Source organism: Massilia jejuensis, assembly GCF_042656795.1.
Classification (GTDB): Bacteria; Pseudomonadota; Gammaproteobacteria; order Burkholderiales; family Burkholderiaceae_D; genus Telluria; species Telluria jejuensis.
Map to the genome: position 1 here is coordinate 1 of NZ_JBHSMS010000010.1, position 14415 is coordinate 14415.

Consider the following 14415-nt stretch of genomic DNA (forward strand, 5'->3'; position numbering starts at 1 on the left):
GGCGTCTGCGGGCTCTTGCGATCGCCAGATCACAAGGCGTCGTGTTTAAAGGTGAGGTTCCACAGGGGCCTGTGCGCAGCTTGTCGAACGAGGACCGGGCGTTGCCTTCGGCCGTTTGCTACGGGACCGTCCGCCGTTAAATGGCCACTCCCACGTTGTCTTCGAATGAGCGGCACGGCGTCTCATAGCTATGCCCGCGGCGGGTCCTCGGAAGCAGAGTTCGGCGAGTGAGCCGTTCATGCGCCTTACAACGGACGAGGTGGCCTTGCGGTCGCTGCCGTTCGGTCGATAGAAAGGCCAGGTTGAATACAGCTTGTCAACAAAATTGCAACATTGTGATCTACGGCTGCTATCTTGTGCCTATAATAAGATTGCCTTGCTGAGCCAGGCAGAACGCCGGGCTGTGATTAGAGACAGTATCCAATACGACATCAACAATTAACTCTAGGGAATAAAAATGGCAAGCGGTATTGTGAAATGGTTCAACGATGCAAAAGGTTTTGGATTCATTACGCCAGATGGCGGTGGCGAAGACTTGTTTGCGCACTTTTCGGCTATTAACGCTGCAGGCTTCAAGTCGCTTGCCGAGAATCAGCGCGTGACCTTTGATGTGACCACCGGCCCGAAGGGCAAACAGGCTTCGAACATTCAGCCTGAGTGATCGTTTGGCCTGCCCGATTGGCGCGATGCATGCGGTTGAGCCAGGACAGAATGCGCCCTAGCGGGCGTTTTCTTTTTTGGTGATTGGATTTGAGCACTCAACTTTTCAACTCGACATTACCAAGTATATTGTCGAGTTAAAGGCTTTATGTTTTGAGTAAATAATATTACGGAATACGTTAAGAATCTGACGCACCAGACGGCAAATATGACATTACTTCTATAATGTCGGATAAGAATGGACCGTTGGCGTCATTTGCTAGGTTCTCGCCGCAGGTAATCCCAGAAGTACATTGCCGCCGTCGTCTAAAAAAGCATGGCTAGCTGTGCGATACTTTTGTTTGGGCCTGCCTTCCATCGCTCAGCCCTCGCGCTTACGCCGCAGCGAAAGTCTGAAACAGGTCTAGGGCCCTACGTTGCCGAGAATTCGACAGGACCGGAATTATTGATCGGCTCAATCCTGCCTCCTCGTAGCTCAAAACCGGTCTGATATACGCCCTCAAGTGCGGCATCGAGTCACATGAGCCAGCGCCGTGCGCTTGGGTGTGTCGATATTTCTTCAACAGATATCAAAGAAGTGTATCCTGCTCTCGATCGCCATTTACGGCCGTAACGAATTGCAGGAGTGCCATGACCTCACTTAACTCGGAAGCCTTCCCTTGGTCCGACCAGTTCCTGCTTGGGTACGGCCCAATGGACGAAACCCACCGCGAGTTCGTCGACCTGGTTGCGGCGCTCCTGTCGGCGCCCGACGCCGACCTGCCGCGCCATCTCGACGCCTTCGCCGACCACGCACAGCGCCATTTCTCCGAAGAGCGGGAATGGATGGAATCGACCGCCTTCCCCGCCACGCAATGCCACATCGACGAGCATGAGGCGGTGATGAAATCCGTCCATGAAGTGCGCGATCTGCTGGCCGGCGGCGGACACGCCCACACCTGCCGCGCGCTGGCGCAGGAACTGGTGCGCTGGTTCCCGGGCCACGCCGACTACATGGATGCGGCCCTCGCGCAATGGATGGTCAAGAAGCGCATGGGCGGCGTCCCGGTGGTGCTGAAACGCGGCAGCGGCAAACCGCCTGTGGCGCCAGCAGCCTGACCGAAATAAATTCTCCGTATCGCGCTCTCATTTGTTGAACAAATTCGTGGAATGTGTACAATTCACGAAGAAGGCAAAACAAAGGAGACGACGATGCACAGGAACGCCGATACGACACTACGGGATGGCACGAGGATCTCGGACTTGATCAACCACGAGACCCGCGAAGTCAAGGTGCGAACCCTGTCCGACCCCGAGCTGTATGAACTCGAGATGGAACGGATCTTCGGAAAGACCTGGATTTTCCTGGGCCACGACACGGAGATTCCGAACAAGGGCGACTTCATTACCCGCGACATGGGTTCGGACGCGGTCATCGTCGCCCGCGACCGCGAGGGCGAGATTCACGTCTCGCTCAACGTGTGCCCGCACCGGGCCATGAAAGTGCAGACCCACGACGCCGGCAATACCAACGTCCACATGTGCATCTACCACGGCTGGGCATTCAAGCCGAACGGCGACTTCATCGGCGCACCGGTCGAGAAGGAATGCATGCACGGGCACATGACTCCGAAGGACCAGCTGGGCCTGAAAAAGGCGCGAGTCGCCCTGTATGGCGGCCTGATCTTCGCGACCTGGAGCATCGACGGTCCCAGCCTCGAGGAGTTCTTCGGGGATGCCAAGTACTACTTCGACACCCTCTTTCTGCGCACCGGCGGCGGCCTCGAAGTCCTCGGCCCGCCGCAGCGCTTCCGCATCAACGCCAACTGGAAGACCGCCTGCGAGCAGTCGGCCGCCGACGGCTTCCATACGCTCACCCTGCACCGCTGGCTGGCTGAAGTGGGGCCCTACGCCAAGAAGCCCGACGCCGAAGGCAAAGGCGCCGACCTGTCGCCGGAGATGTACGGCTGCGAAGTCTGGACCGACCAGGGCCACGCACTGCGCTGCATCGACCTCGACCGCAAGATCGTGCGCCTGACCGGCAAGAACCCGGCCGAGCTGTCGGTCATCGAAAAGCTGAAGGCATTGCCGCCGCCCGGCATCACGCCGGAAATGGTGCCGGAACTGCTGGAGCGCTTCGACGACGGCCAACTGAAGCTGATGTCCTGGCGCCCGCCCCAGGTCGGCGGCTTTTTCCCGAATGGCCTGTTCGAGTTCATCTACCTGCCGCAGCCCGACGGCACCGTGGTCGGCGCCTGCGCCCTGCACGCCTACATCCCGAAGGGCCCGGGCCAGCTCGAGTTCATGAACTGGATCTTCGCCGAGAAGGACACGCCGCCCGAACTGAAAGCGCGCATGCTGCGCCAGTCGGTCCAGATGCTGGGCACCTCGGGCATGGTCGAGATGGAAGACTCCGACACCTGGCCGCACCAGACCGAAGTGGCGAAGGGCGCCATGGCGAAGACCATCACGCTGAAGTACCAGGCCAAGTTCGAACAGGGCGCGCCGGAAGGCTGGCCAGGTCCGGGACATGTGGGCGACGGTTTCACCAAGGACGACACCCAATGGGCATGGTGGAATGCCTGGCACGAGCTGATGACGTCCGACAAATGAACCAGCCGCTCGAACCCTTACAAAAACGCCAGGAGACCTGAATGGAAACGAACGCGCTGGAAACGAACCTCAAGGAAAAAAATCCGCTCGAACCGACACCCCTGCCGCCATCGCTACGCGCCAACCGGGTTGCGATCGGAAGCCAGGTGTACAACGACGTCGTCGAGTTCCTGTACGACGAAGCCGAACTGTTCGACACGCTGCGCCTGCGCGACTGGATCGCAATGGTGGCCAAGGACATCGAATACACGGTGCCGCTGCGCCACACCCGCGCGACGCGCGACCAGGACAAGTCGATCGTGCGCACGGTCCAGCATATGTACGACGACTACCGTTCGATCATGCTGCGCGTGATGCGGGTGATGGATACCCGCAGCGCATGGGGCGAGGATCCGCCCTCGCGCACCAAGCACATGGTGTCGAACATCCGGGTCTACCGTACCGACAAGGAGAACGAGTTCAAGGTCCAGAGCTACCTGCTGCTGACCCGCAACCGCTTCGACAATGACCGCTTCGACCTGGTCCCCTGCGAGCGCCACGACGTGCTGCGCAAGACCGATGAAGGCTACCTGCTGGCGCGGCGCGAAGTCATCATCGACCAGGCCGTGCTGGGGACGCCGAACCTGGGCATCTTCCTGTAACTCACTGCTGCCGGTGAAAACCGTCCGGCGCCCCGCCAGGCGCCGGACGGTTTTTTCATGCCTGCGGCGCGCGCCCCAGTCGGCTCGCCAACAGTACTGCCAGCCCGGCACACAGCCACAAGGCTGCTGCCGCGATCGCCAGCGACAGCGGAGAACCCCAGGCCAGCGGGGCCAGCACCGCGGCGATGAAGGCATTGAAACCCGTCTGCACGAACAGCTGCACCGAGGAGCCGGTGCCGCGGCGCGCCGGTACGCAGTCGAGCGCGCGCATGGTCAAGGTGGGAATCGCCAGCGACATCCCGAGATTGAAGACGAACACATACGCCACGTACCAGGCCGCGCCCGCCGGCGCGGCAACACATACCGCCAGGTTGTACAAGGTGGCTGCCGCCATCACGCCGAAAGCGCGCCCCAGCGTCTTGTTGCCGGACCAGCGCACCGCGTAGCGCCCGGCCAGCGCGGAGCCGCCTATCAGGCCGGCCGTGGCGGGGCCGAACAGCCAGATGAAATCCGCTTCGCCCAGTCCCAGGTGCTGCATGAGGAAGACGGGCGCCGACAGCACGTAGACGAAGAAGGCGCCGAACATCAGCGCATATGCACAGGCCCACACCATGAAGGCGCGATCGCGCAGCAGTTCGGCATAACCCGCCGCCAGCGCGCGGGCCTTGAAGGGCTGGCGCGCGGCTGCCGGCAGGGTCTCGGGCAGGCGCAGGGCCACCGCCGCGAACAGGCCGGCGGCCAGCAAGGCGAGAAAGAGGAAAACGGCGCGCCAGCCGAAGGCCACCTGCAGCGCACCGCCGACCAGGGGCGCCACGGCCGGCGCCAGCCCGTACAACATGACGACCTGCGACATCATGCGCCGCGCCAGCGGCCCGTCGTGCAGGTCGCGCACCACGGCGCGGCCGATCACGATCCCGGCGCCGGCCGAACAGCCCTGCAGCGCGCGCAGCACCCACAGCTGTTCGATGCGGGTGGCGAGCGCGCAGCCGAGCGAGGCCAGGGTGTACAGCGCCAGTCCCGCGAGCACCACTGTGCGCCGTCCGAGCGCATCGGAAATCGCCCCGTGCCAGAGCGACATGAAGGCGAAGGCCGCGAAATAAATCGATATGGTCAGCTGCAGCGCCACCCGGTCGGTATGGAGTACAGCCGCCATGTCCTTAAACGACGGCAGGTAGGCGTTGATCGAGAACGGACCGAGCATCGCCAGGCCGGCCAGGATCAGGGTGATGCCAACCAGGTCGGTGCGCGCGGCCGGCACCGGGCCATGCTCAGCCATGCATGCCGAGGATGTCCGCGATGTCCCTGGCCGGATCGGCATCGGCGCCGTAACTGAAGTCGCCCTGGCGCTGGCGCTCCGCCAAGCGCGCCATCAGCACGCGGTAACGGTTGCCGGGCGCGTCGAAGCGCGAACTCATGTCGCGCGGCTGGCCCGCTGCCAGGTAGCGCGCATTTTGCGGCCGCAGCACCGCGTTGTCCTGGGGCTGGATAATGTAGGAGATGCGCGGCATGAGCCAGCGAAACGGCGCCGGGGCATGCACGGTGTAGTTGGTCTGGTCCACGCGCGACCGGTGCCGGCCAACCGGGACGAAGGGCTGCACGTTCGGAATTGCATAGCCCGGCGTGAAGCTGGGGTAGGAAATGCACAGGTTGTTGCGCAGGTGGACATGCAGCACCGCGCGCAAGTCCTGGTACTGCGCCCGTACGCCGCCGATCCAGCGCATCACCGGCGCCACCGATTTGCGCGTGACGATACGGGTGCGGGTGAGCGTCTCCGAGGTCGAGCTGAACTCGACCACATCGCTTTCCGACTGACCGTCGCCGATCGTGTTCGCGTGCAGGAAGTCGGCGTGGGTCAAGTCGATCAGGTTTTCGACCGAGAGCGCGGTCGACGCGTCGAAGCGCACCGAGCGTTGGGTATAGCGCGGAATCCCGGCGCCGTCGGCCGGCAGGAAGGGGATCAGCGGGATCAAGCCCTCGTGTGCGCGCTCGGGGTCGCCGTACCAGACCCACACATAGCCATAACGTTCGTGTACCGGATAATATGCAGAGCCGCCGGTGAACGCGCTCGCACGGGTCAGCATCTGGCTGACCAGCTCCGGGCGGAACTCGGCGGCCCGGATACGCCCGTTCTCGCGCCAGAGGTAGACATCCTGGGCATGGACGATACGCCGTACCGGGCGGATGCCGATCTCGGCGCCGTAGGCCATGGGGAACCAGGTGTCGCGCAAGTCGAGGCTGGACGGGATCCAGTCGCGTTTGGGGTCGGGTGCGGCCAGGCTGTGGGTCGGGTCTTCACTGTTCATGCGAAGCTCTCCTCTGCGGCGCAAGGGTGCGCATGTTGATGCGATGCGATCGGAATGATGCCGCGCCGAGCGAGCGACGGCGCCTTTTCGAGCGCCGCGATGGCCCGGCCTTCGATGTCGGTAAAAACATTAAAGGGCGGCTTGCCGGCAAGCCGCCGCAGGCACCAGCCTGGCGGCCCCTTATTCGCCCGCGCGTGCGCAAAGCCGCGCCACGCGAGGCTGGTCGTTCCCCTCCGGTTAGCCGTGGCCCCAACCTGGATGGTCACCAGCGCCTGTTCGGCTGCATCGAGCAATTCGATGGCAATGTCGCCGCCGGCCAGCGGCACGCGGGTGCGCACCAGCAGCGGGTGCTCGCTCACAAAAGCCGGTCCGAGTCCCCTGCCCTTCCACATTGCCCCGCGGTCGAGCACCACGTGGGCGCCGTCGCGCCGCGGTTCGCCCAGGAAGAAATCGGTGATCAGTACGCCGGGGAAGGCCATCAGGCATTCCGGCCCGTCCAGCATGACGTCCAGATACTCGTCGAAGGCGATACCGGCTACAGCCGTGCCGGTGTATTCCCGCCCTTGCGGGCGGTAGGCTGGCGCGGGCAAGCGCTGGGGCGCTTCGCCCTCGCCTGCGAATACGTGGATGAAGCCATTCTGTTCGGCGACCGGGTAGGCGCGCACGGCAGCGGCGGGAATCTTTTCGTCGCGCCGCAGGTTGGGAATGTCGGTGCACTTGCCGCTGGCGCCATCGAAGGTCCAGCCGTGGTAGGGGCATTGCAGCCCGCCCGGCTTCACCACGCCCGGCGACAGCAGAACCCGGCGGTGCGGACAGCGGTCTTCCAGCGCGAAGGCATGGCCGGCGGCGTCCCTGAACAGTGCCAGTTGCCGCCCATCGCAGACCACCGCCAGCGGCTTGGTGCCGGCCACCTGCTCCGACAGCGCGGCCGTCCACCATGCTCCTGTCGGCACGGCATTCCTCCCCGGTTGATGCATTCTGATCCTTTCGTTTAGCCGCGCACGCGCGCGGTGATCTTGGCGTGCGGGCCATCGATCTGTGCGGCCCATGCCAGGTGCGCGTCCTCGAAAGCGAAGTCGGTATAGTCAATCTGGATCTCCTGCTCGCTCGCGATGCGCAACAGGCGTTCCCAGATCGCGCGGCGGTCGGCCGGCGGACGCTGCCCGGTGCCGATACACGACAAGGTGCGAAACAGCAGATCGGCGATATCGAGATTGAGCTGGCGCCCGGCGCCGGTGCCGATGGTCATGATGCGTGCACCCCAGCGCGTGGCCTTGAGGGCATTGAGCATGGGCTGGCCGCAGACGAGGTCGAGCACCACGTCGAATCCGGCGCCGCCGGCCGCTTTGAGCGCCGCGACGTCGTCGTCACCGCCCAGCACGACGATCTCGTCGGCGATGCCGCGCTCCTTGAGGCGCTCGAGGGCGGGCGCCGAACGTGCGGCGGCCACCACGCGCCCGGCGCCGAGATAGCGCGCGAGCTGGAGGGCGATCTGTCCCAGGGTGCCGGTCGCGCCCAGCACCAGCACCTGCTCGCCCGGCTGGATCTTCGCCGCCTCCAGAGGCACCAGTGCGCCGGTGGCGGCAATGCCCATGGCGATCGCGGTGCGGTCGTCGACCTCGTCCGGCACGTCCCACAACTCCTCGACCGGGACCAGGGTACGGTCGGCCCAGGCGCCGTAGGGCTGGACCGAGCGCTCGCCGAAGTAGACCCGGCGTCCGTCCTCGAGCCTGCCCACGCCTTCACCGCGTATTACGCACGGGAACTGCACGCCGAGACGGTAGGCGCCCAGTACGTCCCAGCCGCCCAGGCCGGCTGTATCGACGTCGACCAGCAAGGCGCCAGGCTGCGCCGTCGGCGCCGGAAAATCCTGGATCGCCGGCGCCGCGCCCTTTTCCGTAATGATGGCTGCTTTCATTCGTCTTCCTTACATTCCGTGGGCGCCGCTCTGCGCAAATAAAGCCTTCATCGCCACCAGCGAGGGCGTGTGGCTGCCGAAGCCGCCGTCCGCGACCAGGGTCGTCCCGGTGACGAAGGACGATTCGTCCGAGGCCAGGAACGCGACCACGTCGGCGATCTGGCGCGGCGTGCCGACATCCGGTGTGAGATGGTTGTCGCGCAGGATGTCGATCAGCGGCGCCGGCATGCTCTCGTGCGCATTTTCGGCGGGCGCCAGCCCGATCTGCAGCGCGTTCGAGCGTATGCCCTGCTTGCCGTACTGGGCGGCCACCGAGCGGCTCAGCATGATCAGCGCCGCTTTCGAGGCGGCATAGGCGGACAGGGACAGGTCGCCCTGCGCGCCCAGGCCCGAGGTGGCGAAGATCACCGAGCCCTTGCCGTTCTTAAGCATCTCGCGCACCGCGTATTTCGTGCACAGCATGGCGCCGCGCAGGTTGACGGCCATCGCCATGTCCCAGGCCTCGACATCCATGTTGATCACGTCGCGGTCGCGCCGGCGCTGCTCGACACTCAATATCGCCGCATTGTTGTGGAGGACGTCGACGCGCCCGAAGCGTGCCACCACCGCCTCGACCATGGCCTTGACCGCTGCCTCGGACGACACGTCGGTCTGCACGGCCAGCGACTGGCCGCCGCCCGCCTCGATCCCGGCTGCCACGCGCTGCGCGGCAGCGCCGTCGATGTCGACCACCGCCACGCTCGCGCCATGCAGCGACAGTACGCGCGCGGCTTCAGCGCCGAGGCCGCCGCCGGCGCCGGTAATGATCGCGACCCGCCCTTCCAGCTTTCGTTCACTCATGGTTTTGTCTCCGGATTATTTGTCTTTGATGCGCCGGCTCAGTGGCCGGTGAAATTCGGTGCGCGCTTTTCGCGGAAGGCGCTGGCCGCTTCCTGGGCGTCGTCGCTGGGTTTGAGCATCGCGAACAGGTCGAGTTCGAGGTCGAGGCCCTGCTTGAGCGCGAGGTCGAAGGCGCCGCGCGCGGCGCGCTTGGCCGACAGCGTGGCCGCCGGCGCGCGCGCGGCAATGCGCATGGCAAAGGCATGCACTTCGTCGACCAGGGCTTCGGACACGCTCGCGGTGCGGGTAATCAAGCCCATGCCCCTGGCGGCGGCGGCGTCGAGACGCTCGCCGGTCAGCAGCAGGTCCATGGCGCGCCCCGGGCCGACGATGCGCGGCAGGCGCTGGGTGCCGCCGCCGCCGGGAATCAGTCCCAGCGCGGTTTCCGGCAGGCTGAAGACGGCGTCGGGCGTGGCGAAGCGGATGTCGCAGGCCAGCGCCAGTTCGAGGCCGCCACCCAGGCAATAACCGTGGATCGCGGCGATCACCGGCTTCTGGATCGTGTCGATCGCCTCGATCCAGCGAACTCCTTCCATGCGGCGCCGCACTTCGATCGCGGTTTCAGGGCCGCGCGTCTCCTTGATGTCGGCGCCGGCGCAAAAGCCGCGCGCACCCTCGCCCCGGATCGCGATGACGCGGATCGCCGGGTCGGCGTCGAATCCGCGCAAGGCATGCGGCACGCCCTGGCGGATCTCGTCGTTGATGGCGTTGATCTGCGCCGCGCGGGTCAGGACGACCCAGCCGAGCGCTCCTTCGCGCTCGATGCTGACCGAGCCGTTGATCGCCTCGCGCTCCAACGCGACGCCCGCAGTGGCAAGATGGCTGCCCATGTCAGGCCTCCTCGAATTCGAAGACTTGGCCGCGCAGGCCGCGCGGGTCAATCCGGATCAGCGGTCTGCCGCTGACGGCTTCCGATTCCGGCACCCAGGTAAAGGCGGTGCCGCGCGCTTTCAGGTCGTCCGCCTTGGCTTTCAAATCGTTGACGGCGATCCGGATGTAATACAGGCCGGGGCCCCAGTTGTTCAGGTAGTGGGCGGCGTCGGTATTCCAGGCCTTGGGCTGGATCACGTGCAGCGCCGCGCTGTTGGCAACCGTGAACGGCATCACGGCGCGGCGGTAGCCCTCGCTACGCAAGTCCTGCACGGCGTCCTGCGGCTCCCAGTCCAGGTTTTCGGCGCAGCAGCGCAGCGTGTGGTCCAGGTCGCGCACCAGGAAGGCGCGCGCCGTTACCCTCACCATGTCGGCCGGCTTGGGGTCGCGCGGCTGTGCCGGCGGCGTGGCGAAGGTCTCGGCAGGCATCTGCAGCGGCTCCATCGGCATCACTTCGATGCACAGGCCGCCGTCCACCTCGGGGCTGTAGCGCGGGCGCTCCGGCGTGGCGCCCAGCCACAGGCGGTCGAAGGGCATTTCCGGCGTGCGCTGGGCCATGCGGAAAGCGAGGTTACGCCGCATCAGCTTGTCGACGAAGGCATCGAACTTGGGGCCGTGCAGCGACAGCACCAGCGAGTGGGTCAGCATCGGACGGTGGCGGCCCTGGTAGTCCTTCAGGCTCTCGAGGAACTCGTGGAACATCGGGTCGCCCGGATTCTCGTAGTCCAGGTGCCACTGGGGCTCGACCCGGGTCGGCGCCACCGCCAGCGATTTATGCACGCGCAGGAAGTGCGCGATATACGGATGGTTGTCGAATGCCTGGCGCCAGTTCGCATGGCCATGGATGCCCAGCTTGTCGATCAACAGGGCCGCCATCCCGTCGGGGTCGGGCAGCATCATGTCCGCGGACATCAACAAATCAAACATTATTCTTCTCCAGTGTCGTTTGGTTAGCGGCCGGCCGCGGCGCGGGCCGGGGCGGCGGATTCGGTGCCCGCGTCCGCAGTCGCCAATGGCGCGCGCGGTTTCGGGTTGAGCAGGAAATACGACAGTGCGGGCGTCAGGATCAGGGCGCCGAGCATATTCCAGAGGAACATGAAGGTCAGCAGGATGCCCATGTCGGCCTGAAACTTGATCGGCGACCAGGCCCAGGTCACGACGCCGGCCGCCATCGTCATCCCGACCAGCGCTACCACCCTGCCGGTGAAGTCGAGCGAGCGGCGGTAGGCGGCGCGCAGGCTGTCGCCGCGGCGCTGGCAGGCCAGCTGCACGCTGAGCAGGTAGAGCGCATAGTCGACGCCGACCCCGACCCCGACCGCGATCACCGGCAGCGTGGCCACCTTCAGTCCGATGCCGAGCCAGACCATCAGGGCCTTGCACAGCAGCGTGGTGATCACCAGCGGGATCAGCGCCACGATGGTGGCGCGCAGGCTGCGGAAGGTGATCAGGCACAGCAGCGCAGTCGAACCGTAGACCGCCAGGTACATGGTGATGATGCTCTTCTGGACTTCGATATTGGTCGCCGCCTCGATTCCCGCGCTGCCGGCGGCGAGCAGGAACTGCACCGGTTCGGCGGCGCCCTTCGCCGTATTGTTGGCCGCGGCGTAGGTTTCGGCCGTGTTGAGGATGCGCGCCACCGTGTCGGCCTTGTGGTCGGACAGGTAGGCCACCAGCGGCGACACCGAACAGCTCTGGTTGGTGATGTCGGGCGTGGCGATCACGGCGGCAGACATGGAACCGTCCGTGATCGACTGGTTTCGGCTGATGGTCATCCACTTGCCGCTGCCTTCGGACATGGCGGCTGTCACAAAGCGCACGTTCTCGGCCAGCGAGGTGGTGGCCTGCACCGCCGGATCGGCGCGCAGCAGCTGGGCCAGGCCGTCCATCTTGTTGAGCGAAGAGTACAGGCGGCAGCCTTCGTCCGCCGTCTTCATGATGATCACGAACTGGTCGCTCGAGAGGCCGTAGTGGCGCGTTATATAGGCGTTGTCGCGGTTGTAGCGGGAATCGGCGCGCAGCTCCGGCGCACCGGCATCGAGGTCGCCGATGCGCAGGTCCTGCATCACCAGCGCCGAGACGACGGCGACGGCGATCGATCCCAGCACCACCGGAATCGCCCAGCGGCGCTCGGTGAGTGCATCCAGACCGGCCCAGACGCGGCCGAGCAGCGAGCGGCCCTGGGCCGTCTTCTGCTCGTCGGCAATCGCGCGCCGCACCGCCGACTCGCTGATCCCCACGTACGAGAGCGCCACGGGAATCAGGAACAGCTTGGTGAAGATCAGCACCGACACGCCGACGCTGGTGGTGATCGCCAGGTCGCGGATCACCGGGATGTCGATGATGACCAGCACCGCGAAACCGACGATATTCGCCAGCAGCGCCGTGACGCCCGCCACGAACAGGCGGCGGAAGGTATAGCGCGCCGCAACGTACTTGTGGGTACCGCGCCCGATGTCCTGGATGATGCCGTTCATCTTCTGGGCCCCGTGCGACAGGCCGATGGCAAAGATCAGGAAGGGAACAAGAATCGAATACGGATCGAGCTCGTAGCCCAGCAGTTGCATCAGGCCGAGCAGCCAGACCACGCCGATCACGGCGGCGGCGACCAGCATGACCGTGCTGCGCACGCAGCGGGTGTACAGGTAGACGAAGACCATCGAGATGGCGACCGAGACCGCGAAGAACAGCATCACCGCGCGCAGTCCCTCGATCAGGTCGCCCACGATCTTGGCGAAGCCGACGATGTGGATGCCGACCTTGTCGTTCTCGTAGGTGCGGATCTTCGCTTCCAGGCGTTCGGAAAAGGCGCTGTAGTCGAGTTTCTGCCCGGTCTTGGGATCGGTATCGAGCAAGGGTGCGACAATCATGCTCGACTTCGCGTCGAGCGCCACCAGGCTGCCGACGATGCCGGCCTTGCCGATATTCGCGCGCAGCTTGGCGATTTCGGCCGCGCTGCCGTCGAACTGGGCGGGCATCACCGGGCCGCCGGTGATGCCGTCCTCGGTGACTTCGCGCCAGCGCACGATCGGCAGCCAGATCGACTTCATCCAGGAGCGATCGACGCCGGGGATCAGGTACAGCTCGTCGTTAATCTTGCGCATGACCTCCAGGTAGGCCGGGTCGTAAATGTCGCCGGTCTTGTTTTCGACCACCACCCGAACCGTATTGCCCAGGCCCGGAAGCTGGTTCTTGTAGGCCAGGTAGTTCTGCACATACGGGCTGTTATGCGGGATCATCCGCTCGAAATTGGCGTTGACCTTGATCCGGGTCGCCGCCGCGCCGAGCAGGATGGTCGCGACCAGGCAGGCAAGCAGCACCAGCACGCGGTTATTGAAGATCACGCGCTCGAGCAGGTTGCCCGAGCGCCGGTCGAAGTCTTTGGGATCCCGTATCACGGGCATCCGGGGTTGTTCGCTATGGCCTGCCATTTGATTCTTCCCAGTTGTTCACTGATATGCCGTCATTTCGACGGCATGGGCGCCAGCGTGACGCCGCCGATGCCGGCCAGGGCCAGCTGGCCGGGGGCCGACAAGGCCGCGTCGAACACTTCGCCACGGGTGCGGGGAGCCGCGCTCGCCGGCTTGCCGTCGGCGCCGGCCAACACGACCTGGCCCGACTGCGTCACGAACGCAAACTGGCCCGGCCCGGCCGGGATCGCGGCCACGACAGTCGCGGCGGCGCCCAGCGCCAGCGGTTTCCAGGTGGCCGCGTTGTCCTCGCTGACGAAGGCGTTGCCGCGCAGCCCGTAGGCGACCAGCGCCGTGCCGTTGGCCTTCAGGCCGAAGAAGGTGCCGGCGTAAGGGCTGGCGAGTTCGGTGAAGCGGCCCGCGGCGCGATCGTAGCGGCGCAGCAGGCCCTGTTCGCCGGCCAGGTAGAAGCTGCCGTCGGCGCCCTGCTCCAGCGCGTACAGGTGCATGCGGCGGTCGTTGGCCGCCTTTTCCAGCATCGGCTCCCACGTCTTGCCGGCGTCCTGTGTGCGCAGCAGGACACCGAAGGCGCCTGCCAGGAAGCCTTCGCCGTCGGCGCCGATGCGGATGTCGAGCAAGGGATAGGGTAAGACGCCGGGGGTGGCCGACTGCCGCAGCGCGCGATCGAGCTCGGCCAGCACCTCGGCCGCCTCGGCACTGCCGGCGGCCGCCAATGCCCCGTAATGCGTCTTAATCAACGCGGCCAGGCTGCGTCCGTCCAGCATGCGGGTCCAGGTGCGGCCGCTGTCGGCGCTGCGCAATGCGACGCCGTCATGGCCCAGCGCCCAGGCGACGCCGGGCGCGGTGAAGCGCACCGTGGTGAGGTCGGCGCTGACCGGGACGCTTGCCTGCTGCCAGCTCTTGCCGGCGTCTCTCGACACCAGGATGGTGCCGCGCACGCCGACTGCCAGGGCGTTCGCTCCTTGCACGGCAATGCCGGACAAGGAGCGCTTGAGGGCGAGCGTGGAAGGCGGCGCGGGACGGTCGAGGACTTCGGCGCGTGCGGCGCCCGAGAAAGCAGCGAGCGTTGCGAAGCATGCGGCGCACAGGGCCGCGCCGAGGCGGGTGCGTGCGCCGAATTGGTC

The 14415-nt window shown here is 65.5% G+C and carries 13 protein-coding genes; 4 read left to right on the plus strand and 9 right to left on the minus strand.

The annotated features are described in order from the left end of the window. Positions 1-457 precede the first annotated feature (457 nt). The 4 genes from ACFPOU_RS02405 to ACFPOU_RS02420 all read left to right on the plus strand — a co-directional run bounded on the left by ACFPOU_RS02405 (position 458) and on the right by ACFPOU_RS02420 (position 3893). Positions 458-661 (plus strand): cold-shock protein, encoded by a 204-nt coding sequence (locus ACFPOU_RS02405; protein ID WP_192056991.1) that lies wholly within the window; start codon positions 458-460, stop codon positions 659-661. 629 nt (positions 662-1290) lie between these two features. Further along, positions 1291-1758 carry a hemerythrin domain-containing protein gene (locus ACFPOU_RS02410; protein WP_379716663.1) on the plus strand — a complete coding sequence of 156 codons (468 nt, stop codon included), beginning with the start codon at positions 1291-1293 and terminating at the stop codon, positions 1756-1758. Between the two features lie 93 nt (positions 1759-1851). After that, positions 1852-3252 carry an aromatic ring-hydroxylating dioxygenase subunit alpha gene (locus ACFPOU_RS02415; protein WP_379716665.1) on the plus strand — a complete coding sequence of 467 codons (1401 nt, stop codon included), beginning with the start codon at positions 1852-1854 and terminating at the stop codon, positions 3250-3252. A gap of 41 nt (positions 3253-3293) precedes the next feature. Next, positions 3294-3893, plus strand: coding sequence for an aromatic-ring-hydroxylating dioxygenase subunit beta (locus ACFPOU_RS02420; protein ID WP_379716667.1), 600 nt, complete (start codon positions 3294-3296; stop codon positions 3891-3893). Between the two features lie 55 nt (positions 3894-3948). Here ACFPOU_RS02420 and ACFPOU_RS02425 read toward each other — a convergent pair whose 3' ends face one another. From ACFPOU_RS02425 to ACFPOU_RS02465, 9 genes are all read right to left on the minus strand, one after another. Beyond that, a complete protein-coding gene (locus tag ACFPOU_RS02425) occupies positions 3949-5169 on the minus strand; it encodes a multidrug effflux MFS transporter (RefSeq protein WP_379716670.1) in 1221 nt (406 codons plus the stop codon). Continuing rightward, a complete protein-coding gene (locus ACFPOU_RS02430) occupies positions 5162-6196 on the minus strand; it encodes an oxygenase (protein ID WP_379716673.1) in 1035 nt (344 codons plus the stop codon). The genes ACFPOU_RS02425 and ACFPOU_RS02430 overlap by 8 nt, the downstream gene beginning before the upstream one ends. Then, complete coding sequence (locus ACFPOU_RS02435) at positions 6193-7149, minus strand: Rieske 2Fe-2S domain-containing protein (protein ID WP_379716676.1); 957 nt, start codon at positions 7147-7149, stop codon at positions 6193-6195. The genes ACFPOU_RS02430 and ACFPOU_RS02435 overlap by 4 nt, the downstream gene beginning before the upstream one ends. Before the next feature lie 38 nt (positions 7150-7187). Then, positions 7188-8114: a quinone oxidoreductase family protein gene (locus ACFPOU_RS02440; protein WP_379716679.1), complete on the minus strand. Its 927-nt coding sequence runs from the start codon at positions 8112-8114 to the stop codon at positions 7188-7190. Between the two features lie 9 nt (positions 8115-8123). Further along, positions 8124-8954 (minus strand): SDR family NAD(P)-dependent oxidoreductase, encoded by an 831-nt coding sequence (locus ACFPOU_RS02445; RefSeq protein WP_379716682.1) that lies wholly within the window; start codon positions 8952-8954, stop codon positions 8124-8126. A 38-nt stretch (positions 8955-8992) separates the two neighbouring features. Next, the gene (locus ACFPOU_RS02450) at positions 8993-9823 is read right to left on the minus strand and encodes an enoyl-CoA hydratase/isomerase family protein (RefSeq protein WP_379716685.1); all 831 of its coding nucleotides are present in this window, start codon (positions 9821-9823) and stop codon (positions 8993-8995) included. Position 9824: 1 nt separating this feature from the next. Beyond that, positions 9825-10790: a VOC family protein gene (locus tag ACFPOU_RS02455; protein ID WP_379716688.1), complete on the minus strand. Its 966-nt coding sequence runs from the start codon at positions 10788-10790 to the stop codon at positions 9825-9827. 23 nt (positions 10791-10813) lie between these two features. Further along, positions 10814-13291 carry an efflux RND transporter permease subunit gene (locus tag ACFPOU_RS02460; RefSeq protein WP_379716691.1) on the minus strand — a complete coding sequence of 826 codons (2478 nt, stop codon included), beginning with the start codon at positions 13289-13291 and terminating at the stop codon, positions 10814-10816. A gap of 32 nt (positions 13292-13323) precedes the next feature. Then, positions 13324-14415, minus strand: a 1092-nt coding sequence (locus ACFPOU_RS02465) for a WD40/YVTN/BNR-like repeat-containing protein (RefSeq protein ID WP_379716694.1), incomplete at its 5' end; no start/stop codon positions are given.

Coding starts and splice junctions, on each gene's coding strand:
- ACFPOU_RS02405 (WP_192056991.1), top strand. CDS start 458: ATGGCAAGCGGTATTGTGAAATGGTTCAACGATGCAAAAGGTTTTGGA.
- ACFPOU_RS02410 (WP_379716663.1), top strand. CDS start 1,291: ATGACCTCACTTAACTCGGAAGCCTTCCCTTGGTCCGACCAGTTCCTG.
- ACFPOU_RS02415 (WP_379716665.1), top strand. CDS start 1,852: ATGCACAGGAACGCCGATACGACACTACGGGATGGCACGAGGATCTCG.
- ACFPOU_RS02420 (WP_379716667.1), top strand. CDS start 3,294: ATGGAAACGAACGCGCTGGAAACGAACCTCAAGGAAAAAAATCCGCTC.
- ACFPOU_RS02425 (WP_379716670.1), bottom strand. CDS start 5,169: ATGGCTGAGCATGGCCCGGTGCCGGCCGCGCGCACCGACCTGGTTGGC.
- ACFPOU_RS02430 (WP_379716673.1), bottom strand. CDS start 6,196: ATGAACAGTGAAGACCCGACCCACAGCCTGGCCGCACCCGACCCCAAA.
- ACFPOU_RS02440 (WP_379716679.1), bottom strand. CDS start 8,114: ATGAAAGCAGCCATCATTACGGAAAAGGGCGCGGCGCCGGCGATCCAG.
- ACFPOU_RS02445 (WP_379716682.1), bottom strand. CDS start 8,954: ATGAGTGAACGAAAGCTGGAAGGGCGGGTCGCGATCATTACCGGCGCC.
- ACFPOU_RS02450 (WP_379716685.1), bottom strand. CDS start 9,823: ATGGGCAGCCATCTTGCCACTGCGGGCGTCGCGTTGGAGCGCGAGGCG.
- ACFPOU_RS02455 (WP_379716688.1), bottom strand. CDS start 10,790: ATGTTTGATTTGTTGATGTCCGCGGACATGATGCTGCCCGACCCCGAC.
- ACFPOU_RS02460 (WP_379716691.1), bottom strand. CDS start 13,291: ATGGCAGGCCATAGCGAACAACCCCGGATGCCCGTGATACGGGATCCC.